Origin of the sequence: Rhodopseudomonas palustris HaA2, from assembly GCF_000013365.1 — a bacterium.
GTDB lineage: Bacteria > Pseudomonadota > Alphaproteobacteria > Rhizobiales > Xanthobacteraceae > Rhodopseudomonas > Rhodopseudomonas palustris_J.
In genome coordinates this window covers 1,588,883-1,610,460 of sequence record NC_007778.1, presented here as the reverse complement: position 1 = coordinate 1,610,460, position 21,578 = coordinate 1,588,883, and the positions used below count along the sequence as shown (strand labels likewise).

26 protein-coding genes are annotated in these 21,578 nt (G+C 65.4%); 7 read left to right on the top strand and 19 right to left on the bottom strand.

The features are described from left to right. Nucleotides 1-7: 7 nt before the first annotated feature. The 6 genes from RPB_RS07165 to ykgO form a co-directional block, all read right to left on the bottom strand. Nucleotides 8-445 (bottom strand): type II toxin-antitoxin system HicB family antitoxin, encoded by a 438-nt coding sequence (locus RPB_RS07165; protein ID WP_041798600.1) that lies wholly within the window; start codon nt 443-445, stop codon nt 8-10. A gap of 22 nt (nt 446-467) precedes the next feature. Continuing rightward, nucleotides 468-668 carry a type II toxin-antitoxin system HicA family toxin gene (locus RPB_RS07160; RefSeq protein WP_041798051.1) on the bottom strand — a complete coding sequence of 67 codons (201 nt, stop codon included), beginning with the start codon at nt 666-668 and terminating at the stop codon, nt 468-470. 115 nt (nt 669-783) lie between these two features. After that, nucleotides 784-1,212 (bottom strand): OsmC family protein, encoded by a 429-nt coding sequence (locus RPB_RS07155; RefSeq protein WP_011440319.1) that lies wholly within the window; start codon nt 1,210-1,212, stop codon nt 784-786. Between the two features lie 40 nt (nt 1,213-1,252). Continuing rightward, the gene (locus tag RPB_RS07150; protein WP_011440318.1) at nt 1,253-2,215 is read right to left on the bottom strand and encodes an alpha/beta fold hydrolase; all 963 of its coding nucleotides are present in this window, start codon (nt 2,213-2,215) and stop codon (nt 1,253-1,255) included. A 70-nt stretch (nt 2,216-2,285) separates the two neighbouring features. Beyond that, nucleotides 2,286-2,951, bottom strand: coding sequence for a tetratricopeptide repeat protein (locus tag RPB_RS07145; RefSeq protein WP_011440317.1), 666 nt, complete (start codon nt 2,949-2,951; stop codon nt 2,286-2,288). Nucleotides 2,952-3,054: 103 nt separating this feature from the next. Then, nucleotides 3,055-3,180: a type B 50S ribosomal protein L36 gene (gene ykgO, locus RPB_RS07140; protein ID WP_011440316.1), complete on the bottom strand. Its 126-nt coding sequence runs from the start codon at nt 3,178-3,180 to the stop codon at nt 3,055-3,057. 315 nt (nt 3,181-3,495) lie between these two features. On the opposite strand from ykgO, the gene RPB_RS07135 reads away from it, so the two are divergent. Beyond that, nucleotides 3,496-4,365 carry a 4-hydroxyphenyl-beta-ketoacyl-CoA hydrolase gene (locus tag RPB_RS07135; RefSeq protein ID WP_011440315.1) on the top strand — a complete coding sequence of 290 codons (870 nt, stop codon included), beginning with the start codon at nt 3,496-3,498 and terminating at the stop codon, nt 4,363-4,365. Between the two features lie 125 nt (nt 4,366-4,490). Then, nucleotides 4,491-4,979, top strand: coding sequence for a YbaK/EbsC family protein (locus RPB_RS07130; RefSeq protein WP_011440314.1), 489 nt, complete (start codon nt 4,491-4,493; stop codon nt 4,977-4,979). A gap of 62 nt (nt 4,980-5,041) precedes the next feature. Here the strand turns inward: RPB_RS07130 and RPB_RS07125 are convergent, their stop codons facing one another. From RPB_RS07125 to RPB_RS07110, 4 genes are all read right to left on the bottom strand, one after another. Continuing rightward, nucleotides 5,042-5,344 carry a hypothetical protein gene (locus RPB_RS07125; protein ID WP_011440313.1) on the bottom strand — a complete coding sequence of 101 codons (303 nt, stop codon included), beginning with the start codon at nt 5,342-5,344 and terminating at the stop codon, nt 5,042-5,044. Nucleotides 5,345-5,503: 159 nt separating this feature from the next. Continuing rightward, complete coding sequence (locus tag RPB_RS07120) at nt 5,504-6,826, bottom strand: methyl-accepting chemotaxis protein (RefSeq protein ID WP_011440312.1); 1,323 nt, start codon at nt 6,824-6,826, stop codon at nt 5,504-5,506. After that, a complete protein-coding gene (locus RPB_RS07115) occupies nt 6,801-7,346 on the bottom strand; it encodes a PAS domain-containing protein (RefSeq protein WP_049824661.1) in 546 nt (181 codons plus the stop codon). The genes RPB_RS07120 and RPB_RS07115 overlap by 26 nt, the downstream gene beginning before the upstream one ends. Nucleotides 7,347-7,547: 201 nt before the next feature. Further along, complete coding sequence (locus tag RPB_RS07110; protein WP_011440310.1) at nt 7,548-7,757, bottom strand: hypothetical protein; 210 nt, start codon at nt 7,755-7,757, stop codon at nt 7,548-7,550. A 245-nt stretch (nt 7,758-8,002) separates the two neighbouring features. Here RPB_RS07110 and RPB_RS07105 point away from each other — a divergent pair, with 245 nt between their 5' ends. The 3 genes from RPB_RS07105 to RPB_RS07095 are packed head-to-tail and all read left to right on the top strand — an operon-like array spanning nt 8,003 to nt 9,936. After that, nucleotides 8,003-9,364 carry a lipopolysaccharide biosynthesis protein gene (locus RPB_RS07105; RefSeq protein ID WP_041798048.1) on the top strand — a complete coding sequence of 454 codons (1,362 nt, stop codon included), beginning with the start codon at nt 8,003-8,005 and terminating at the stop codon, nt 9,362-9,364. A 51-nt stretch (nt 9,365-9,415) separates the two neighbouring features. Then, on the top strand, nt 9,416-9,646 hold the full coding sequence (locus RPB_RS07100; protein ID WP_011440308.1) for a hypothetical protein: 231 nt from the start codon (nt 9,416-9,418) through the stop codon (nt 9,644-9,646). Then, nucleotides 9,643-9,936 carry a type II toxin-antitoxin system RelE/ParE family toxin gene (locus RPB_RS07095; protein WP_011440307.1) on the top strand — a complete coding sequence of 98 codons (294 nt, stop codon included), beginning with the start codon at nt 9,643-9,645 and terminating at the stop codon, nt 9,934-9,936. The genes RPB_RS07100 and RPB_RS07095 overlap by 4 nt, the downstream gene beginning before the upstream one ends. A 178-nt stretch (nt 9,937-10,114) precedes the next feature. Here RPB_RS07095 and RPB_RS07090 read toward each other — a convergent pair whose 3' ends face one another. From RPB_RS07090 to RPB_RS07075, 4 genes are all read right to left on the bottom strand, one after another. After that, entirely contained in the window at nt 10,115-10,903 is a 789-nt protein-coding gene (locus RPB_RS07090; RefSeq protein WP_041798598.1) for a 3-hydroxybutyrate dehydrogenase, read from the bottom strand. Nucleotides 10,904-10,946: 43 nt separating this feature from the next. Further along, on the bottom strand, nt 10,947-12,086 hold the full coding sequence (locus RPB_RS07085) for a patatin-like phospholipase family protein (RefSeq protein ID WP_041798597.1): 1,140 nt from the start codon (nt 12,084-12,086) through the stop codon (nt 10,947-10,949). A gap of 92 nt (nt 12,087-12,178) precedes the next feature. After that, entirely contained in the window at nt 12,179-12,691 is a 513-nt protein-coding gene (locus RPB_RS07080; protein WP_011440304.1) for a CAP domain-containing protein, read from the bottom strand. 390 nt (nt 12,692-13,081) lie between these two features. Then, entirely contained in the window at nt 13,082-14,116 is a 1,035-nt protein-coding gene (locus RPB_RS07075; RefSeq protein ID WP_041798047.1) for a glutamine synthetase beta-grasp domain-containing protein, read from the bottom strand. A gap of 441 nt (nt 14,117-14,557) precedes the next feature. Here RPB_RS07075 and RPB_RS23980 point away from each other — a divergent pair, with 441 nt between their 5' ends. Then, complete coding sequence (locus RPB_RS23980; RefSeq protein WP_080507750.1) at nt 14,558-14,734, top strand: DUF2735 domain-containing protein; 177 nt, start codon at nt 14,558-14,560, stop codon at nt 14,732-14,734. Between the two features lie 115 nt (nt 14,735-14,849). On the opposite strand, the gene RPB_RS07070 is transcribed toward RPB_RS23980, so the two are convergent. The 5 genes from RPB_RS07070 to cysG all read right to left on the bottom strand — a co-directional run bounded on the left by RPB_RS07070 (nt 14,850) and on the right by cysG (nt 20,060). Next, nucleotides 14,850-15,785: a glutaminase gene (locus tag RPB_RS07070; protein WP_011440301.1), complete on the bottom strand. Its 936-nt coding sequence runs from the start codon at nt 15,783-15,785 to the stop codon at nt 14,850-14,852. 366 nt (nt 15,786-16,151) lie between these two features. Then, nucleotides 16,152-16,661: a DUF934 domain-containing protein gene (locus RPB_RS07060; RefSeq protein ID WP_011440300.1), complete on the bottom strand. Its 510-nt coding sequence runs from the start codon at nt 16,659-16,661 to the stop codon at nt 16,152-16,154. Next, entirely contained in the window at nt 16,648-18,300 is a 1,653-nt protein-coding gene (locus RPB_RS07055; RefSeq protein ID WP_011440299.1) for a nitrite/sulfite reductase, read from the bottom strand. The genes RPB_RS07060 and RPB_RS07055 overlap by 14 nt, the downstream gene beginning before the upstream one ends. A 12-nt stretch (nt 18,301-18,312) precedes the next feature. After that, nucleotides 18,313-18,627, bottom strand: coding sequence for a DUF2849 domain-containing protein (locus tag RPB_RS07050; protein ID WP_011440298.1), 315 nt, complete (start codon nt 18,625-18,627; stop codon nt 18,313-18,315). Next, nucleotides 18,624-20,060 (bottom strand): siroheme synthase CysG, encoded by a 1,437-nt coding sequence (gene cysG, locus RPB_RS07045; protein WP_011440297.1) that lies wholly within the window; start codon nt 20,058-20,060, stop codon nt 18,624-18,626. The genes RPB_RS07050 and cysG overlap by 4 nt, the downstream gene beginning before the upstream one ends. Nucleotides 20,061-20,411: 351 nt before the next feature. On the opposite strand from cysG, the gene cysP reads away from it, so the two are divergent. Continuing rightward, nucleotides 20,412-21,422, top strand: coding sequence for a thiosulfate ABC transporter substrate-binding protein CysP (gene cysP / locus RPB_RS07040; RefSeq protein ID WP_011440296.1), 1,011 nt, complete (start codon nt 20,412-20,414; stop codon nt 21,420-21,422). The last annotated feature ends 156 nt before the right edge of the window (nt 21,423-21,578 follow it).

The window sequence follows — 21,578 nt, the reverse complement described above, 5'->3', positions numbered from 1 at the left end:
GCCCGATTCAGGCTGCTTCCTCGATCCCGACCACCAGGCGCTTGCCCAGCGCACGTAGCGCCTGGACCATCGCGGGTAGCTTGGTCGGGTGCTTGGGATCGAGGATTCGGCGAACCTCTTTCTCATCCTTGTTCATGCGGCGCGCGAATTCGCTCTTGCTGATGCCGGCGACCGCAAACGCCTCGAGCACAGCGAGCTTGGCAGCGACGTCCGCCGCAACCGCGATCATGGTCGCGCCCTTGCCCTTCGCCTTGACCTTCGGCAGTGGCAGTTCGCGCTGCGGATAGCTCAGCAGCGCCAGACCCAACGCCTCCTCCGCCTGCGCGCGGGCATCCGCGATATCGTCACCTTGGGTGATCGCTTCCGGAACGTCGGGAAAGCTCACGACGATCGTCCCCTTGCGATCTCCCGCTTCGAACTCCGCGGCGTAGGCGTATGTCTTCATCGTCAGCCCCTCTTCGGGCACGTCATTCGGCAAGACCGAGCTGCTTACGGATCTTGCGCGCTGTCTTCGGATCGATCTCGCGGCTCGGCAGGGTCGTGAGACGATCGCCCACATAGACCATGGCGTGGCCGCCCTTGCCCTTGCGGTAGTCGACACGAAATCCGAGACCCAGCGCGCGAGCCTCGGCACGTAGTTCGGCGATGAAGCGATCCCGCTTGTCCATGCCGATCCCTCGACAGAACCAATCTCGGACATTTTTGTCCGCATGTCAACGAGGGAACCGCGGCGCGGCTTCAGGTGCGCCGGATCGGCGAGCGCACCTGATGCCATCGCTTCGATCAGCCCGCCAGCTTGGCCTCCAGCGTGATCTTTGTATTCAGCAGCTTCGACACCGGGCAGCCGGCCTTGGCCTTGCCGGCGAGTTCCTGGAAGGTGCTGTCGTCGGCGCCGGGGATCTTGGCGGTCAGCGTCAGATGGACCGCGGTGATTTCGAAGCCGTCACCCTGCTTTTCCAGCGTGACGTCGGCCTTGGTTTCCATCTGCTCGGCGGTGAGCTTGGCTTCGCCGAGGATCAGCGACAGCGCCATGGTGAAGCAGGCGGCGTGGGCCGCGCCGATCAGCTCTTCGGGGTTGGAGCCGGGCTTGCCTTCGAACCGGCTGGCGAAGCCATAGGGATAGTCCGACAGCGCGCCGCTCTTGGTCGAGATCGCGCCCTTGCCGTCCTTGATGCCGCCCTGCCATTTGGCCGAACCGAATGTCGTGCTCATGTGCAGCTCCTGCTTTTGGTGAGTAGTCGGGGATGAAAGTCTAGTGCATCGCTGCGTGCGATTTCGTGACGGCCGTTGCAATCAGCGCCTCGACTTCGCGCTGGACCAGATCGGGGGCGGTATTCTGCACCATGTGCCCGACGTCCGGCAGCACGATCAGCTTCGCCTGCGGAACCGCGGCGGCGAAGGCGCGCGAATGGATGTCGACAGAGACGATCTCGTCGGCGTCGCCATGGATCAGCACGGTCGGCGCAGTGATCTGCGGGTAGCGCGGGGCCTGCTCGGCCACGGCCTCCTTCAGCGTGGTCAAGTCCCAGCTATTGGCAAGGAATGCGCGCGGTCGCAGCAGCAGCGGAGTCGCGCTGGCGTCGACGTAGTCCTCCGGCATGGTCTGCGGTGTGAATGCCGAACGCGCCCCGGGCTCGGTGAGTAGCGATCCGAGCGGTAGCGTGATGGTGTGGGCCAATAGCGGACCGAGCACCGGCGTGGTCATCACCCTGTTGTAGGTCCCGACGCCGCCGCGCCACGGATGCGTCACCGGCGCCAGCATGACCAGCCCCGCAACACGTTGCGGCTGATCCAGCGCCAGCCGCGCGCCGAGTGCGCCCGCCATCGAATGCACGACGACAATCGCGCGCGACACGCCGAGGGCGTCGAGCGCCTCGCCGATCGCTTCCGCCTGCATCGCGGGCGAGGAATTGGCGAGGTCTTCGCGGCTGCTCCAGCCATGGCCGGGCCGATCGATCAGCAGAACGCGGTGCCGCAGCGCGAGCGCATCGCCGAGCGGCACGCGCATCGCGCCGAGATTGGAGCTGGCGCCGTGGATCATCACGATCGGCAACGTGGCGAGGTTGCGGGGGCCGAGATCGACGACGTGCAGCTTGCCGCCGCTGACGGCAATCCGCTCGCCCTGCGGCGGAAATTTGCCCTGCAGCCACAGCACGCCGGCCTGCGTGAGCAGCGCCAGCGCGGCGAGCATGGCGACAGCGCCGATTGCGATCATGGACGGGACCCGGGAGATTTTTCGCACGGGTGAGTTACGCGGTGCGCGCGCGAATGTTTCGTCGTCCCGCTCAGATATCGCGGCCCTCGACCTTTTCCGTCAGCGTCTTCACGAGATCGGGCACCTTGTCGAGATGCGGGTTGATCGCCAGCGCCTTGCGAAACGCGTCGAGTGCACGCTTGTCGTCGCCGAGCTCCTGCATGATCATGCCGAGTCCGGCCAGCGCGCCGAAATGGCGCGGCTCGCGCGCCAGCACCTGCTCGATGTCGCCGAGCGAGCGGGCATATTCGTTCTGCAGGTAGAAGATGGTGGCGCGGCGATTCCAGCCCTCGATATAGTCGGGCCGGAGCTTGACCACGGCATCGAGCAGCTTCACCGCGACATCGAATTGCTTGGCCTCCATCGCGACCTTCGCCCGCGACATCAGCAGCGCCGTGGTGTCGCTGGAGGTCTGGCTCCACAGCGCCCAGATGCGGGCCTCGACGTGCTTGGCGCTGGCCTCGTCGGGCGCCGCCTTCAGCGCGCCGAACAGAAAATCCAGCCCCTTGACCTGATCGCCGCCGACGCGCGGCAGCTTCGCCGGCGGAGCCGGCGGCTGCTCCAGCGGCTTGTCGAGGTGGTGCTTCGGAGGCTGACTGTCCGGCGCAGGAGCCTGAGCGTGCGCGGCGAACGGAAGCAGCGCGGCAACAAGGGCCACGCGCGGCAGGAAACGGCGGACGGTCGATCCAGGGGCCATCCGCGGACTCTAGACGCAGGACAACGCGCTGCAAAGCAGCGCGCGCGTCACACAGGCGTGATGGAGCAACCAGCGGTGGCGGATAAAGCCCGCCCGCGCGCGATCAGCCCTGGCGGGCCTTGAAGCGGCGCTGCACCTTGTTGATCACATAGAGCCGGCCCTTGCGCCGCACGAGGCGGTTGTCGCGATGACGGGCACGCAGCGATTTCAGCGAGTTACGGACCTTCATGGGTCTATCCTGACTGTTTGAAAGGCCGTTTGGGACTGGCCGAAGGTGTAAAACATACCTTTCCCGCCGGCGGCACTCCGCCCGGGACGGTCGGTTTCTAACGAGGCCAGCCCGGCCTGTCAATCGAACCGGACGACGACAGTCCCTGTTTCCGCAAGGAAGTTCCGCAAGGAAAATGCCGGGCGCGCCGCACCGCGCAGCCCTCCCGCGCCTCCGCATCGCAAACCGCCGATCCGGCGGCTTCACAGCTTCGGAAAATGGTTATAGACCATAATCAATTCTCCCGCCCCGCCAAGAAGGCCAAGGAAACGCCCGATGCTCAATCCCGACGATCTCGTCGCCATCGACATCCATACCCATGCCGAAGAACCGTGCGGCTGCCACGGCGACGACGGCTACGACGATTTTCAGGCGCGGATGGCCGAGTATTTCGGCTCGCCCAACAAGCATCCGCCGACCGTGCCGGAGACCGCGGCCTATTATCGCGCCAAGAAGATCGCCGCGGTGATCTTCCCGGTCGATGCCGAGCGCGAGACCGGCTTCCGCCGCTACAACAACGACGAGATGATCGAAATCACGCGGGCGAATTCCGACGTGCTGATTCCGTTCGCCTCGATCGATCCGCACAAGGGCAAGCTCGGCGTGCGCGAAGCCAAGCGGCTGATCGCCGATTACGGCATCAAGGGCTTCAAGTTCCACCCGACGATGCAGGGCTTCTATCCGAACGATCGCCTGGCTTATCCGCTGTACGAGGCGATCCAGGAAGGCGGCGCGATCGCGCTGTTCCACACCGGCCAGACCGGCGTCGGCTCCGGCATGCCGGGCGGCATGGGGATGCGGCTGAAATACTCCAACCCGATGTATATGGACGATGTCGCGGTCGACTTCCCCGACATGAAGATCATCCTGGCGCATCCCTCCTTCCCCTGGCAGGAAGAAGCGCTGTCGGTCGCGACCCACAAGCCGAACGTCTATATCGATCTGTCGGGCTGGTCGCCGAAGTACTTCCCGCCGATCCTGGTGCGCTACATCAACGGCCTGTTGCAGGACAAGATGCTGTTCGGCTCGGACTGGCCGGTGATCACCCCGGATCGCTGGCTCGCCGATTTCGCCAAGCTCGAGATCCGCGACGAGGTCCGCCCCAAGGTGCTGAAGCAGAACGCGCGGAAGCTGCTGGGGATCTGATGCTGCCAACCTCTCCTCGCATGCGGGGAGAGGTCGCAGGCTATGCCGACACCGGGGTTTGCCCGATCTGCCGGTTGCGGCATAAATGCGCGCCTGCCGGGAGCGTCGCCGGCCAAGGAAGCCGCATGAGTCTCGAATCCGTCCGCGCCTGGTTCGCGCAATACGCCCCCGACATCACCGTCGAAGAATCAGACAAGAGTTCGGCCACCGTGCCGCTCGCTGCGGCGGCTTATGGCGTCCCGCCGGAGCAGATCGCCAAGACGCTGTCGCTGCGCGTCGGCGACCGCGTCGTGCTGGTGGTGACCAGCGGTACCGCACGGCTCGACAACAAGAAGGCCAGGGCGGCATTCGGCGCCAAGCCGAAGATGCTCGGCGTGCACGAGGTCGCCGATCTCACCGGCCATGAAGTCGGCGGCGTCTGTCCGTTCGGCCTGAAGGATCCGCTGCCGATCTATTGCGACGTCTCGCTGCAGGCATTCGACGTCGTGGTGCCGGCGGCGGGTTCGACCCACAGCGCGGTGCGGATCGCGCCGCGGCGGATGGCGGAACTGGTCGGCGCCGAATGGGTCGACGTCAGCGAAGTTCGCGCCGAACAGGCCGCGCCGCAACCGTAGGCGAGTCCGCACATGACAACGGGGCCCGAAGGCCCCGCGATCTGTGCAGTATCCCAAAGCTGTTACCAACGGCGGCCGCCGTGCCAGCCCGGACGGCCGTAGAAGCGCGGGCCGCCGTGGAAACGCGGAGGTCCGTAGTACCGCCGCGGGCCGTAATAGCCATAGGCGCCGTAATAGTTCGGGCGCCAGAAGCAACGGCCCCAAGGATCGCAGACGTAGCGCACCTGATCGATATTCGCGGACTGGCTGCCGACAGCATTGACCTGATTCGGAAGGCCGTTCGGCATCGCCGCGGATGCGACGCCTGGCGCCAGCGCAACAGCACCAAGGGTCGCAGCGGCCGCAATGGCAAGCTTGAGTGTCATCGGATCAACCTCCTTCAATCCAGCTCTAAACTGCTGACAGCATGGGAGGTTTCAGCTGAACGAGGGCTGACGGAGAGGTTCATCTTCGTGACATTTCGGTAAGCTGCAGGGCGGCCCCATCTCGCCCGCGCCTTCGCTCCTCGGCGATCCGTGGACCCATCAAGCGGCGCGGCGCGAGGCCTCGTCCCGGCGCAGCGATCGCAGGAAATCGCGCACCGCGTCGCCGAGCGTGGTGGCTTGCTGCGCCAGCGAGCCGGAAGCGGTCAAGGTGGTTCCGGCGTGCTCCTCGGTTTCAGCGACGTTGACGCTCACGCTCTGGATGTTGAACGAAATGTCGCGGATGCCGGCGAAGGCCTGCTCGATGTTGCGCGCCACCTCGCTGGTCGCCGCGGTCTGCGCTTCGACCGCGACCGCGACCTGACGGGTGATGGCGTCGACTTCGCCGATGCTCCGGCCGATGCCGGAGATGGCGTCGACCGCGGCGCGGGTGGTTTCCTGCACTTCGGCGATGCTGACGGAGATGTCGTGGGTCGCCTTGGCGGTCTGCGCGGCGAGCGATTTGACCTCCTGCGCCACCACCGAAAAGCCCCTGCCCGCTTCGCCGGCGCGCGCGGCCTCGATCGTGGCGTTCAGCGCCAGCAGATTGGTCTGCGAGGCGATCTCCTCGATCAGTTGAACGATGGTGCCGATCCGCTCGGTCGCGGTCGACAGGCTGCCGACCGTCTCGCGCGCATGGTCCGAGGCGCCGACCGCGGTTTTCGCGATCATGGCCGAGCGATTGACGCTGCCGAGAATCTCGTTGGCCGACGCGGTGAGTTCCGTCGTCGCCGCCGCCACCGTCTCCATATTGGTCGAGGCCTGTTCCGAGGCCGCCGACACGGCGAGCGTGCGTTCGCGCGTCGCGGCGACGCCGCGGTTGAGGCTGCCGGCGGTGGTGCCCATATTGTTCGACGCCGACGACACCGTGTCGATCACCGCGCCGATCGTGCCTTCGAATTCCGCGGTGTTGGCGTTGAAGGCGGCGACCCGCGTCTCGATCGCCTGCATCGCCTCATTGATCGTCCGGCTCGCGATCAACAGCGAGCCGCGCAAGCCCGCCGGCAGAATGTGGCGATAATATTTGTCGTCGCGGATGGCGCCCATCGCCGCGCTGGCCTCGCGCACGAAGGCGTCGCAGCGGTCGATCATATCGTTGAAGGCGTGATGCAGCGCACCGATCCGGCCGCCCTCGCGGCTGCCGATGACCCGCGCCTCGAAATCGCCATCGGCGATGCGCTGACAGATCGCGCCCAGATTCGCCAAGGTCCGGTCCAGCCGCAGCAGCATCAGGCCGAGCAGTCCGGCACATGCGAGCGTCGCGACGAGTCCGACCGCCAGCAACAGCGGCATATCGGCCAGCAAGCCCGCCGCCGCCGCCAGCGCGGAAACGACGACGCCGCCGAGACAAACGGCCGCGTTAGAGAGAGAAGACGAGTTGATCATAGGGCACATTCTTGGCTTTGACGAAATCGATCAGGTGCTGCGTGCCGGCGGCGAGCCCGTCCTTGCCGTTGCGATGACGCTTTTCCACCTCGCTCAACTCGGCGTAGACCGGCGCCAGCGCCGAAACGACCCGGCGATCCGGCACGCGGCGATTGGAGTGGTAGCCGATCACCCGTTTGGCCGAATCGAACGACGGCGTGACATGGGCGAACACCCAATAGAAGTCGCCGGTGCGCGTCATGTTCTTGACATAGGCGAAGATCTCACGGCCTTCCGCCAGCGTGTCCCACAGCAGCTTGAACACGCAGCGCGGCATATCCGGATGGCGCACGATCGAGTGCGGCTGGCCGATCAGCTCGGCTTCGCTGTACCCGCAGATGTCGGTGAACACCTTGTTGGCGTAGGTGATGCGGCCTTTGAGATCGGTCTTCGAGACGATGATATCGTCCGCGTCGAAAAAGACTTCGACATTGGTCGGCGAAGCTATCTGTTTCACGGTCACTATCCGGCTGCAAATCATCGGGCCGGACACGCAATGTCCCGGCCTCGAATAAATACGAGCCGGAGAATTAAGAGTTAGTTCGCTCGATGAATGCGCAACTTACCCGATCGCGACACATTTCTCTCAACTCGACACACCAAGTTACTACTCACGCGTGGTCGGCAACGAAAGTTGTCCGTGAAACGACGGACATCACTGTGATGATCCGGACTCGATTGCTCAGCGCTCGTCCTTCTGCCGACGGCCAATCCCGGCGACCAGCAGAAACGCGACGACGAGACTCGCGACATTGAGCGCAGCTTCGCGGACCGCGTTCGGCGAGAAACCGAACATCTTGTGCATGATCGCGTTCACGACACCGGCGACGATGATGGCAGCCAGGCCAGCCGCCGCGAACAACCCGACCGTCTTCGGAGTAAGCTTGGGCATCAGTCATATCCTGCTATGCGCGCTGGGTGATTGACGACGACGAAGCACAGGCGTCGTTGTCGGTCGCCAACCAACGAAACGGCCGGTTCCCGGTTCCAGTCTACACGCGCAGCTAGCGGATTTTGCGAATTATTCACGTTCGCGGCTGCGGGGCCACCCAACCCTATCTTAACATCTGGTTGCTAAAGGGATCAGACTACCGTGGCCGCCCGCGGCCCGGCCATTCGGGGGTCGCTTTGGCTGTCATGGATGCTCCACCGGCAACATCGCCGCTCGCCGGGCTAAAGGCGCGCCTCGCCGCCCTGTTCGGCAGTTCGAACGAACGTTCGCTGACCAATCGCCTCGCCGGCACGATTTTCCTGATCCGCGTCGTCAGCGCCGCGATGGCCTATGGGGCGCAGATCCTGCTGGCGCGCTGGATGGGCACCTCCGATTACGGCGTCTACGTCTATGTCTGGACCTGGGTGCTGCTGCTCGGCTCGATGCTCGACTTCGGCATCTCCGCCTCGGCGCAGAAGATCATTCCGGAATACCGCGCCAGCGGCGACCTCGACCGGCTGCGGGGTTTCCTGTCCGGCAGCCGTTGGGGAACGCTGGCGGCCTCCAGCCTGGTGTCGCTGGCGCTGGCGGCGTTGGTGTGGGCGCTGTCGTCGTCGATCGACCCCGCGACCATGCTGCCGCTGTATCTCGGCTGCCTGACGCTGCCGGCCTTCGTCGTCGCCAATACCCAGGACGGCATCGCCCGCTCGCACGACTGGATGAAGCTCGGGCTGATGCCGCAATTCATCATCCGCCAGGCGCTGATCATCGGCTTCACCGCGGGCCTGTTCGTGCTCGGCTTCCAGCTCGGCGCGGTCGCCGCGATGGCGGCGAGCTGCGCGGCGGTGTGGCTCGCGATGATCGGGCAGATGATCGCGCTGAACCGCCGGCTCGCCGGCCATGTCGCGAGCGGGCCCCGCGCCTACGACGTCCGCGGCTGGCTCGCCACCTCGCTGCCGATCCTGCTGGTCGAGAGCTTCTATCTGCTGCTGTCCTATACGGATGTGCTGGTGCTGCAGCAATTTCGCTCGGCGGAAGACGTCGGCGTGTACTACGCGGTGGTGAAGACGCTGGCGCTGGTGTCGTTCATCCACTACGCGATGTCGGCGACCACCGCGCACCGCTTCACCGAATATCACGCCGCCGGCGACAAGGATCGTCTCGCGGCCTATGTGAAACACGCCATCGCCTGGACGTTCTGGCCGTCGCTGGCGGCGACCTTGGTGCTGCTGGCGCTCGGCAAGCCGTTGCTGTGGCTGTTCGGCCCGCAATTCACGCAAGGCTACGGCATCATGTTCGTCGCTGCGATCGGCCTGATGGTCCGCGCCGCGATCGGCCCGGTCGAGCGATTGCTGAACATGCTCGGCCACCAGAACATGTGCGCGCTGGCCTATGCGCTGGCCTTCGCGGTCAACCTCATTCTGTGCCTCGTGCTGGTGCCGCGCTTCGGCGGCTACGGCGCCGCGGCCGCGACCTCGGCGGCGCTCACCTTCGAGACCGTGCTGCTGTTCTGGATCGTCCGCAAACGCCTCGGCCTGCATGTACTGGCGTTCGGGAAGAAGGGCTGAGGGAGAAGCTCCGGCTGGCTCGGAAGGGGTTTGCGTGCTAGTCTGCCCGCTATGAGTGCAGATCTCAAAGCCCTGATCGAACGTGCCGAGAACTGGCCCGAAGCGGCGCGGGACGAACTCGCCGCCATCGCCGAACAGATCGAAGGCGAATTGCAGGCGCACGAATATTCCGCGAGCGATGACGAACTGCGCGTGATCGACGCCGCAACGGCCTCACTCGATCGGGGTGAGCGGGCGAGCGACGACGAGGTCGCTGCGGCGTTCGCCAAATTTCGGCTGTGAAAATCGTCTACTCTCGACAGGCTATCGCCGATTTGCTTCGGGCCGCTGAATACTACACCTTGAATGCGAGCCCGACGGTGGCCCGATCGATCGGGCGACGGATCGAGGATGTCATTCAGCGGATCGCAACGGCACCCGAATCGGCACCTCGGGTTTCACAGCGATCCAAAGTCCGAACCGTCGTGGTGATCCGCTATCCGTTTCGAATTTTCTACCGGATCCAGCTGGGCCAGATCGAGATCCTGCACATCCGGCACACCTCACGTCGTCCGCCAGGTCCCGAAGAGTAGCGACGAGTTTCACTGCCTTCCCGCTTCCGCTCGGTGGTCGCCCGGCTTGACAGGGCGATCCAGTATCCCAGAGAGGCGATGCTCTGGGATACTGGATCCTCCGCTTTCGCGGAGGATGACGTCTTGTCGAGTTGTACGCGTGTGCCCCCTCGCACACGTCCATCGCTATCTGTTCGGCTTACGCCGCGGTCCAGCCGCCGTCCATCGACAGATTGGCGCCGGTGATCTGGCTGGCGTCGTCGCTGCACAGATAGACCGCGAGGGCGGCGACCTGCTCGGAGGTGACGAACTGCTTGGTCGGTTGAGCCAGCAGCAGCACGTCGTTGATCACCTGCTCCTTGGTGAGGCCGCGCGCCTTCATGGTGTCGGGGATCTGCTTCTCGACCAGCGGCGTCCAGACATAGCCCGGCGAAATGCAGTTGCAGGTGATCTTGTGGGTCGCGACTTCGAGCGCCACCGTCTTGGTCAGGCCGGCGATGCCGTGCTTGGCGGCGACATAGGCCGACTTGAACGGCGAGGCGACCAGCGAGTGGGCCGAGGCGGTGTTGATGATGCGGCCCCAGCCGCGCTTCTTCATGCCCGGCACCGCGGCGCGGATGCCGTGGAACGCCGACGACAAGTTGATGCCGATGATCGCGTCCCATTTCTCGATCGGAAAATCCTCGACCGGCGAGACGAACTGAATGCCGGCGTTGTTGACCAGGATGTCGACCGAGCCGAACGTCGTCTCGCCGAGCCCGACCATCTCGGCGATCTCGGCGGGCTTCAGCATGTCGGCCGGCGAATACACCGCCTTCACGCCGAAATCGGTCTCGATCGCCTTGCGCTCCTTTTCGATCGCGTCCGCCTCGCCCATGCCGTTCAACACCACATTGGCGCCGGCCTTGGCGAAGGCGCGCGCGTAAGCGAGGCCGATGCCCGAGGTCGAGCCGGTCACGACCGCGGTCTTGCCCGTGAGGTTCGTCATCATCTGCTCCTGTTCGATCGTCTGCAAAAACGGCTGCGCGCCGCTATTTGATCGCATCCCGGGTGAGGTCCCAGGTCACCATGGTCTCGCCGTCCTGCGGCCCGCTCTGCCACTCCTCGTGGCGCATCGAGACATAGACATCCTGTTCGCCGGATTTCCAGTGCTCGATCATGTTGAGACGGGAGAAATCATAGTCCTTGGACGACGCCTCGTGGTCGCGCTTGCGATAGATCAGGTGCACCAAGGTCACGGCGTTCTCCTTCGCCGCCTGGTGCAGGATCGCATAGGCCGGATCGTCGCGCAGTTCGTCCGGCAGCCGGCCCATCAGATGACGCAGCGTCTTGCGGATGTTGTGGATCTGCTTGTTCTTGTCGGTGTTGAGCCGGGTGCGGCTGGAGAAGCGAATGTCCTTTTCGCGCTCGGCCGCCTCCAGCAGGGTCTGCGGCAAGCGACCGTGCGCGCTGAACAGGTCGACCTGAAAGATCAGCAGGTCCTCGCGGTCCTCCGACTCCAGCACGTAGTCGAGCGGCGTGTTGGAGGCGACGCCGCCGTCCCAGTAGTAATGTCCGTCGATCTCGATCGCGGGAAACCCGGGGGGCAGCGCAGCGGAGGCCATGATGTGCTCGGGGCCGATGGTCTGCCTCGTATTGTCGAAATATTCGAAATTACCGGTGACGACATTGACTGCGCCGACGCTGAGCCGGATGCCGTTGGTGTTGAGCCGGTCGAAGTCGACCAGCCGCTCCAGCGTGCTGCGCAGCGGCGACGTGTCGTAATAGCTCAGCACCTCCGGATCCGCCGTCGGCATCAGATGCGACGGCGGAAACCGCGGCGTGAAGAACCCCGGCACGCCGAAGGCTGCGATCACCGCGGCGCTGGCTTCGTTGAACAGCGAATGCGCATGGTCGTTGTGCAGCATCGGCTGCCACGGCACCGGCGACGACGCCATTTCCCAGAACTGCTTGAGCTTGTCGACGCGCTGCTCGCGCGGATTGCCGGCGATGATCGCGGCGTTGATGGCGCCGATCGAGATGCCGGCGAGCCATTGCGGCTCGAAATCGTGATGGCACAGCGCCTGATAGGCGCCGGCCTGGTACGAGCCGAGCGCACCGCCGCCCTGCAGCACCAGCACGCGCCGCGCGTTACGCAAGGAGGAGTCGGGTCGATCGGGAGGAGATTGCATCAGCTTCGAACGCCGGGGGAAGGACGCCGGCACGGTGGCGTCCCGCGGCCGCCGCGTCAATCACGCCGCCGTCAATCCCGATCACGCCCGCTTTATCGCGGCGGCTCGGTGGAGGCCAGAATCAACGTCCAGAACACCTTGTATTTGGTGTTCGGTGCGTAGCTCGCGGCGATGCCGAGCTTGGTGACGCCGCTCTTCAGCATGTTGGCACGATGCGGCGGCGAGTCGCGCCAGCCGGAGAAGGCCTCCGCCAGCGTGTGATAGCCGGCCGAGACGTTCTCGACCGCGACGGACGCCGGATAGGCCGAGGCATTGAGCCGCTGCGCCAGCGGCGCCTTGGCGTCGTGGTCGAGCTTGTTGCGCCGTGCCATCGTGGCGGATTGTTCCTCGGCGAGCCTGGTGAGCGCCGGATCGACCGCAACCGGGCCGAGCCCGTTGTTCTGGCGATATTGCGAGATCATCGTCGCCGCCGCGACGGCATCGACACGGGCGCCCTCGCGCGCCATGCTGGCGTACATCGACGGCGCCTCGACGCTCGGACCGACCTCGCCGGCGCACCCGGCCAGCAGCAGCAGGCCGAGAACGGCCATCACCCCACGCAACATCCGAAGTTCCCCATGCGCGCATCGGCATGTCGGTCCCGTCACCGGCCGCCGCGCGCAGCTCCGTTGTTGCACATCAACAGTGGCTGAAAGGTGAAGACGGGGGGCGCGGCGGATCACCGGCCTTGCCCCGCACGCGGCGCGCTCCCTCGCCCCGCTCTTGCGGGGAGAGGGTCGGGGTGAGGGGCGACGCGGGCACGGCCTCTCGGCCTCGCGGAAGCGCCCCCTCACCCGGATCGCATCTGGCGATGCGATCCGACCTCTCCCCGCACGCGGGGAGAGGTCGCGCCGAACGCGCGGCAAGACGCCTGCTCCAAAAAACAACGGCCCGGACTTGCGTCCGGGCCGTGTGCTTGCGCCCTGGAGGAGGAGGCGCTCGCGGTGACGGGTGGATCAGGCCGCAGCGGCCTTCGAGGTGGGGACTTCCGAAATCGTCTTCAGGATCTGCGACGCGATCTGGTAGGGGTCGCCCATCGAGTTCGGGCGGCGGTCTTCCAGATAGCCCTTGTAGCCGTTGTTGACGAAGGAATGCGGCACGCGGATCGAGGCGCCGCGGTCCGCCACCCCGTAGGAGAACTTGTTCCACGGCGCGGTCTCGTGCTTGCCGGTCAGGCGCATGTGGTTGTCCGGACCGTACACGGCGATGTGGTCGTGCAGGTTCTTTTCGAACTGCCCCATCAGAGCTTCGAAATAGTCCTTGCCGCCGACTTCACGCATGTACTTGGTCGAGAAGTTGGCGTGCATGCCCGAGCCGTTCCAGTCGGTGTCGCCGAGCGGCTTGCAGTGCCATTCGATGTCGATGCCGTAGCTTTCGCACAGCCGCAGCATCAGGTAGCGCGCCATCCACATCTGGTCGGCGGCGGTCTTCGAGCCCTTGCCGAAGATCTGGAATTCCCACTGGCCCTTCGCCACTTCGGCGTTGATGCCTTCGTGGTTGATGCCGGCGGCGAGGCAGAGGTCGAGATGCTCCTCGACGATCTTGCGCGCGATGTTGCCGACGTTCTTGAAGCCGACGCCGGTGTAGTACGGGCCCTGCGGCGCCGGGTAACCGGCTTCCGGGAAACCGAGCGGGCGGCCGTCCTTGTAGAAGAAGTATTCCTGCTCGAAGCCGAACCAGGCGCCTTCATCGTCGAGGATGGTGGCGCGGGTGTTGGTCGCGTGCGGGGTGACGCCGTCGGGCATCATCACTTCGCACATCACCAGAATGCCGTTCTTGCGGGTGGCGTCGTGGAACATCGCGACCGGCTTCAGTACGCAATCCGAGCTGCGGCCCTCGGCCTGCATGGTGGAGGAGCCGTCGAAGCCCCACAGCGGCAGTTGCTCGAGCGTCGGATAGATTTCGAATTCCTTGATCTGCGTCTTGCCACGCAGGTTCGGCACCGGCGTGTAGCCGTCGAGCCAGATGTACTCGAGCTTGTACTTGGTCATGCGGTTCTCTCTGTTGAGTGCAAAGGGTGGGAACCCGAAGCGGACGGAACCGCGCCCGGCGGCCGACATCCGGCTGTCACGAAAGCATTTGTTATGCCAAATGCCGCCCGGCCTGCGACAATTCGCGCGGGCGTGATCGGCGCTGGGTTCTGCCGTCAATATGCGCGGCGGAAATCGGCCAAACCCCTGTTAGTCGGGCAATATTAACCACTGCGGCGCAGGCTTTGATCGCGCCCGCGCGGCTGTGTAGCAACCATGCGGCGACGCGGGAGTTGAGCAAGGACTGTCTGATCTTAAGGCAGTTGTACGATTGCCTCGTTTGTAAGCAATCGATGATATTTCCTTGAGCATATTGCACCATCGTTGGGCGCAACCGATATTCGCAGACCTATCGACGTTTGGACCAACGTCGGGTGCACAAAGGAGCCAAGGAGATCGCGTGTGACTACTCTGAACCAGCCATCCGCAAGAATCTATCAATTCCCATTGGGAGGTCGCGGCGGCCTAATCCGGCGCGACAACGCCGCCACTGAACCGGGCCATGCCGCCGTCGTCACCAGTTCGAGCTGGTACCACGAGGCCGCGATGCTCGAAGAGCAGACCAAAAAGCCGCAATGAGCGCACAGCCCGATGCGCCGCGCGGCGCGACAGTCCAGACCTGACGAAGGGCCGGCGTTCAGACGTTCGGCCCTTCGCTTTTGTCGGGCGACGCGCGCCTCGGCGCCGGAGTCCGTCAAACCCCGAAGATCGACCAGCCCAGCCGCCTGGTCAGCGCCTCGAGCGCGATCCGGCCGAGATGCGAATTGCCCGCCGCATCGAGCCCCGGCGACCACACCGCGATCGAGGCCTTGCCGGGCGCGACCGCCAGCACCCCTCCCCCGACTCCACTTTTGCCGGGTAGCCCCACCCGATAGGCGAATTCGCCCGAGCCGTCATAGTGCCCGCAAGTCAGCATCAGCGCATTGATGCGTCGCGCCCGCTGGGTCGACACCACGTTGTGGCCGGTCGACGGATTGCGGCCGTTGTGGGCGAGAAAGCGCCCCGCCAGCGCCAACTGGCGGCAGCTCATCGCAATCGCGCAATGATGGAAATAGACGCCGAGCGTGTACTCGACCGGATTGTCGAGCACGCCGAAGGACTTCATGTAGTTCGCCAGCGCCGCGTTGCGGAAGCCGGTGCGCTGCTCCGAGGCGGCCACGGCGTCGTCGATCACGATGCTGTCGTCGCCGGCCAGGAACTGCATGAAGCGCAGAATCTCGCCGAGCGCCTCGCGCGGCTGGTGGCCCGACAGGATCAGGTCGGTGACCGCGATCGCGCCGGCGTTGATGAAGGGATTGCGCGGGATGCCGCGCTCGCGCTCGAGTTGAACGATGGAATTGAAGGCCGAGCCCGACGGCTCGCGGCCGACCCGGCGCCACACCCGGTCGCCGGCCAGGCCGAGCGCCAGCGTCAGCGTGAACACCTTGGAGATGCTCTGGATCGAGAACGGCATATCGGCATCGCCACCGGCCGCGACATGGCCGTCGGCGTCGATCACGACGAGGCCGAAGCGCTGCGGATCGACGCCAGCCAGTTCGGGGATGTAGCTCGCGACCGCGCCGCGGTCGGGCCGCTGCGCCATCTCTGCGGCGATCTCGGCGACGGTGTGGTCGAGCAGGTCAGGGTTCATGGTGGCGGAAAGAACGGCAAGCCCCGCCGCAAAGCAAGGTAAAAGAGGATGCAGAGGGGGATGCAGGCCTTCATTACGAGTACGCCCCCCGCGCGTGGCAGGCAGTCGGAGAAGACGGCGGGGCAACGGCACGGCGCTTTCTTCACCCTCCCCTGGAGGGGGAGGGTGGTCCTCGCAGCGTCCGACGTGCTTTCCTGTGCGATAGCCCGTGCCGCACGCGGGGGGAAGTTGGGCTACCCGCGTAGCATAGGTTTGATCATCCGCTTTTTCCTTCGTCATTGCGAAGGGCAAAAGAACGAAGCAATCCAGCGCCGCATACGGGGCCTCTGGATTGCTTCGCTTCGCTCGCAATGACGGGATAAGCGTCTATGTCGCCACCGCCTTGTGCCGCTGCTTGCGCAGCTGCAGGGCGCTGAGGTGGCCGTCGCCGGTCGGCTGATAGAACTCCGTGTAGCGATGCGTTGCTTCGCCGAACGCCTGCGCATCGGACTCCTTGGTGACCGCGAAGGCGTCGAAGCCGTTGCGCAGCAGGAAGGTGAACTGGTCGCGCAGCACCTGCCCGGTAGCGCGCAGTTCGCCGCGATACCCATAGATTTCACGCAGCCGACGCCCCTGGCTGTGCGCCCGGCCGTCCTTGAAGGTGGGAAACACCAGCGCAATCAGCGACAGCTGGTCGAGCCAGGGCACCAGCCCGGCGACGTCGCGATTGTTGGGCCATGCCACGCCGACCGGAGTGTTGCGCATCGCCAGCGTCTCGGCCTCAGCGAACAAGCGCGCCGCCGAAACCAGCACCGCACCGCCCGCGGGAAGGTCGGCGTCGTCGGCGACCGCGACGTAGTCGTCGGCGACGATCGCGCCGTGCTTAACGAGTGGCATAGACCCGCTCCTTGAAAGGCTGCACGCCGAGCCGCTTGACGGTGTCGACGAACAGCTCCTCCGGCTTGTCGCGCAACGCCAGATAGGCCTCGACGATGTCTTCGATGACGTCGGGGACCTCGGCATAGGGCACCGCGGGCCCGATCAATTCGCCCAGCCTGGCGTGCTCGTCGGCGCGGCCGCCGATGGTGATCTGATAGACCTCCTGGTCGTTCTTCTCGACGCCGAGAATCCCGATATGGCCGACATGGTGATGGCCGCAGGCGTTGATGCAGCCGGAGATGTTGACGTGCAGCCGGCCGATCAGCTTGGCGGTCTCGTGATTGGAAAAGCGCCGCGTCAGCTCCTGTGCGATCGGGATCGAGCGGGCATTGGCGAGCGAGCAATAGTCGAGCCCCGGGCAGGCGATGATGTCGCTGACCAGATTGACGTTCGGCGTGGCAACGCCGAGCGCGTCGAGCGCGCTCCACAGCGCCGGCAGATCGCGCTGGGCGACATGCGGCAGCGCCAGATTCTGCTCGTGGCCGACGCGGATTTCGCCGAATGAGTATCTGTCGGCGAGATCGGCAATCGCGTCCATCTGATCGGCGGTGGCGTCGCCGGGCGGGCCACCGACCGGCTTCAGCGACAGCGTGACGATGGCGTAGCCGGGCTGGCGATGCGGCGCGACCGAATTGCTGCGCCACGCCTCGAATTTCGGATCGGCGGCGGCCCGCAACTCGGCCGGGTCGTCCGACAACCTCTCATAGGCCGGATAGACGAAGCGCGCGCGGATGTCCTCGATCATCTCGTCGTCGAGCGTCAGCGGACCTTCGGCGATCTGGCGCCACGTCTGCTCGACCTCGGCGGCGAATTTCTCGATGCCGAGTTCGTGGACCAGGATCTTGATGCGCGCCTTGTAGATGTTGTCGCGGCGGCCGTACTGATTGTAAACGCGCAGGATCGCCTCGACATAGCTGAGGATGTCGCGGCCGGCGACGAACGGCTTGATGGTCTTGGCGATGAACGGCGAACGGCCGAGCCCGCCGCCGACCAGCACCTCGAAACCGGTCTCGCCCTGCTCGTTCCTGATCAGCTTCAGGCCGATATCGTGCACCTTGATGGCCGCGCGGTCGTGATCGGCTGCGGTGATGGCGAATTTGAACTTGCGCGGCAGAAACGAGAATTCCGGATGCAGCGCGGTGTGCTGGCGCAGGATTTCGGCCCAGACGCGGGGATCCTCGACCTCGCCCGGCGCGACACCGGCCCATTGATCGGCAGTGACGTTGCGCGTGCAGTTGCCGGAGGTCTGCATCGCGTGGATGCCGACCTCGGCGAGATCGGCGAGCGCGTCGGGCAGATCCTTCAGCGCGATCCAATTGAACTGGATGTTCTGCCGGGTGGTGAAATGGCCGTAGCCGCGATCGTATTTGCGGGCGACGTGTGCGAGCTTGCGCAGCTGCGCCGACGACAGCGTGCCGTAAGGGATCGCGACGCGGAACATATAGGCGTGGAGCTGCAGATAGACGCCGTTCATCAGCCGCAACGGCTTGAACTCGTCCTCGGTCAGTTCACCGCTGAGGCGGCGCCGCACCTGGTCGCGAAATTCGGTGACCCGTTCATTGACCAGCGTCTGGTCGATCTCGTCATAAGCGTACATGAAACACAAGCCTCAGGCGTGAGCCGGCAGTTCGATGGTGACACCGCTGTTGCGGATCTGCTCGCGCAGATTGCCGGGAAGGATGGCGCCGGTGTCGTCGACCTTCACCGGCGCGATGTAGGCGCCGACCGCGCCGACATCGTCGGCCACCGATTCGGCGAGCAGCGCACGCGCCGGCTCCGCCTCGCGCACGATCGCGGCATCGGCGAGATCGATCGACCAGCCGCGATCGGCGGTGCGGTAGATCACCACGCCGTCGACCGTGCGGTTCGCCGTCACCACCGACGGACCGGTAATCTTGATCTTCTGTTGCAGTGGAGAGGTCATTCGGCGGCTACCTGATAGGTCGACACGAGTTGCTGGAGTTGTTGCCGGCGCCACGGTGCCGAATGCGCGACGACATCGCCGATCACCAGGATCGCCGGACCGACCTCGACCTGCTCGACCAGTGCCGGCAGATCGTCGAGCGTGCCCACCGCGGCCTTGGCGTCCGGCCGCGTTACCCGGGCGAACACGCCGACCGGCGTCTGCGGCGAACGGCCGGCCGTCAGCAGGCCCGCGCGCACCGTCGGCGCCGCGGCCATGCCCATGTACACCACCACCGTCATCTTCTGGTCGGTGAGCGCCGTCCAGTCGACGGCCTCGGCATCCTTGGCCTTGTGCGCGGTGAGGAATGTGATGCGCAGCGCCTCGTGGCGATAGGTCAGCGGCACCTCGAATTGCGCCGCCGCACCGAAGCCCGCGCTGATGCCCGGCACCACCGCATAGGACACGCCGGCGTCGCGCAACGCCTCGATTTCTTCACCGCCGCGGCCGAACACGAACGGATCGCCGCCCTTCAGCCGCACCGCGCGCTGGCCGGCTTGCGCCGCTTCGATCAGCAGCGCGTTGATCGCCTCCTGGCCGATCCCGGGCTTGCCGATGCGGCGGCCGACCGGCACGCGGGCGGCATCGCGGCGGATCCGGTCGAGAATTTCGGGCGACACCAGTTCGTCGTAGAACACCACGTCGGCGTCCTGCAGCGCGCGCAGCGCCTTGATGGTCAAGAGATCAGGATCGCCGGGGCCGGCGCCGACCAGGGTGACGTGGCCTTCGGTATGCGCTGAAACAGAATCGCGTGCATAGGCCGAGGGATCGGTGATTGCCTCGAGCAGATCCTCGGCCTCGGCGCCGCGCCCTTCGAGCACCGCCTTGCCGATCGGGCCGTCGACGACGCGCTCCCAGAACCGGCGGCGCAGCGGAAATTCCGCAATCCGCGCCTTGATCGGTTTGCGCCAACGCCCGATCAGCGCGGCGAGATCGCCGATCCGCGCCGGCAGCAATGTCTCGATCATCTCGCGCACGCGGCGCGCGACGACAGGCGACGAGCCGCCGGTGCCGATCGCGACCACCACATCGCCGCGATCGACGATCGCCGGAAAGATGAACGTGGAGTGCGACAGCTCATCCATCACATTGACCGGCACGCCGAGCGCACGGGCCCTCGCCGCCAGCAGGGCCGCGAGATCGCCGGCGCCGGCGCACATCAGCGCGATCGCGCCGGACAGATCGGCCTCGGCGGGTTCCCCCGTCGCCAACGTGATGCGCGCGCGGTCGGCCTCGCTGATACCGGCGAGATCATTGTCGCCGTCGGTGACATGCCAGCGGATCGCGGCGCCCGCCGACAGCAGCAGCCGCAGCTTGGCACGCGCCATCTCGCCGGCGCCCACCAGCACAACCGGCCCTGCCGCGAGATCGAGAAAGACCGGAAGAAAACGCATCGCTGCTCCGTTGACCCTTTCGGGTCCGCCAGAATTATTTTCTAGCTGGAATCCTTACAAGTCTGCCGGAAAGAAAACCAATCCTTTGCACCGCCGCGCGCCAATCTGGAATTTCCATCCCTCGAAGCGGTGCACGGGAGACGACCATTCTCCCTGGGTGCGGCCGATCGCCCGGCGCCCCTGTCGTGAGTCGATACCGAGCGCCGATCGGCGGCTTCACACCCGCGATTAGCTCGACTATCTGAGGCCGATCGATGCTGCCTCGCCGAGGCGTCGAAGGCCGAGACCGCGCGCGAAAATCATCGCGCCCGGCTGCTGCTCGAGATGATAGGCCAGCAATAAGGAGTTGTCGTGAACCGCTTTGCTTTCGCCCTCGCCGCCGGCCTCGCCGCATTCGCGACCGCCATGCCGGCGCAAGCGCAGACGCCACCCGCACCGCTGCTCAATGTCTCCTACGACATCGCGCGGGAACTCTATGCCGAGATCAACGCTGCATTCATCCCGCACTGGAAGCAGACGACCGGCCAGGACATCAGCATCAACCAGTCGCATGGCGGCTCGTCGCGGCAGGCGCGCTCGATCCTCGAAGGGCTCGAAGCCGACGTGGTGACCTTCAATCAGGTCACCGACGTCCAGGTGCTGCACGACAAGGGCAAGCTGATCCCGGCCGATTGGGCGAAGCGGCTGCCCAATAATTCATCGCCCTACTATTCGCTGCCGGCGTTCCTGGTGCGCGCCGGCAATCCGAAGGGCATCAAGGATTGGGACGATCTGGTGAAGCCGGGCGTCAAGGTGATCTTCCCCAACCCGAAGACCTCCGGCAATGCACGCTACACCTATCTCGCGGCCTACGCCTTCGCCAAGCATAAATACGGCAGCGAGGCCGAGGCCGACGCTTTTGTTAAAAAGCTGTTCGCCAACGTGCCGGTGTTCGACACCGGCGGCCGCGCCGCGACCACCACCTTCGTCGAGCGCCAGACCGGCGACGTGCTGATCACCTTCGAGGCCGAGACCAGCGCGATCCGCGACCTCGCCGGCGCCGACAAGTATCAAGTCGTGGTGCCGCCGACCAGTGTGCTGGCCGAATTCCCCGTCAGCGTCGTCGACAAATACGCCGACAAGCACGGCACCCGCGCGCTCGCGACCGCCTATCTCGAATATCTGTATTCACCCGAGGGCCAGACCATCCTCGCCAAGGCCTATAACCGCGTCCACGACAAGGCCGTGATCGCGCAATTCAAGGACAAGTTCCCCGAGGTCAAGCTGTATCGCGTCGAGGACGAATTCGGCGGCTGGGACAAGCTCAACGCCGAACACCTCGCCTCCGGCGCGAAGCTCGATCAGCTGTTCGGAGGACGATAAGTCACAGGCACAGCGCAACCTCTCCCCGCGCGCGGGGAGAGGGCGACCGGCGGAGCGCAGCGAAGCCGGTCGGGTGAGGGGGCGTCTCGACGCAGCCGAGCCTCTCGGCCTCGCGGAGACGCCCCCTCACCCCACCCCTCTCCCCGCACGCGGGGA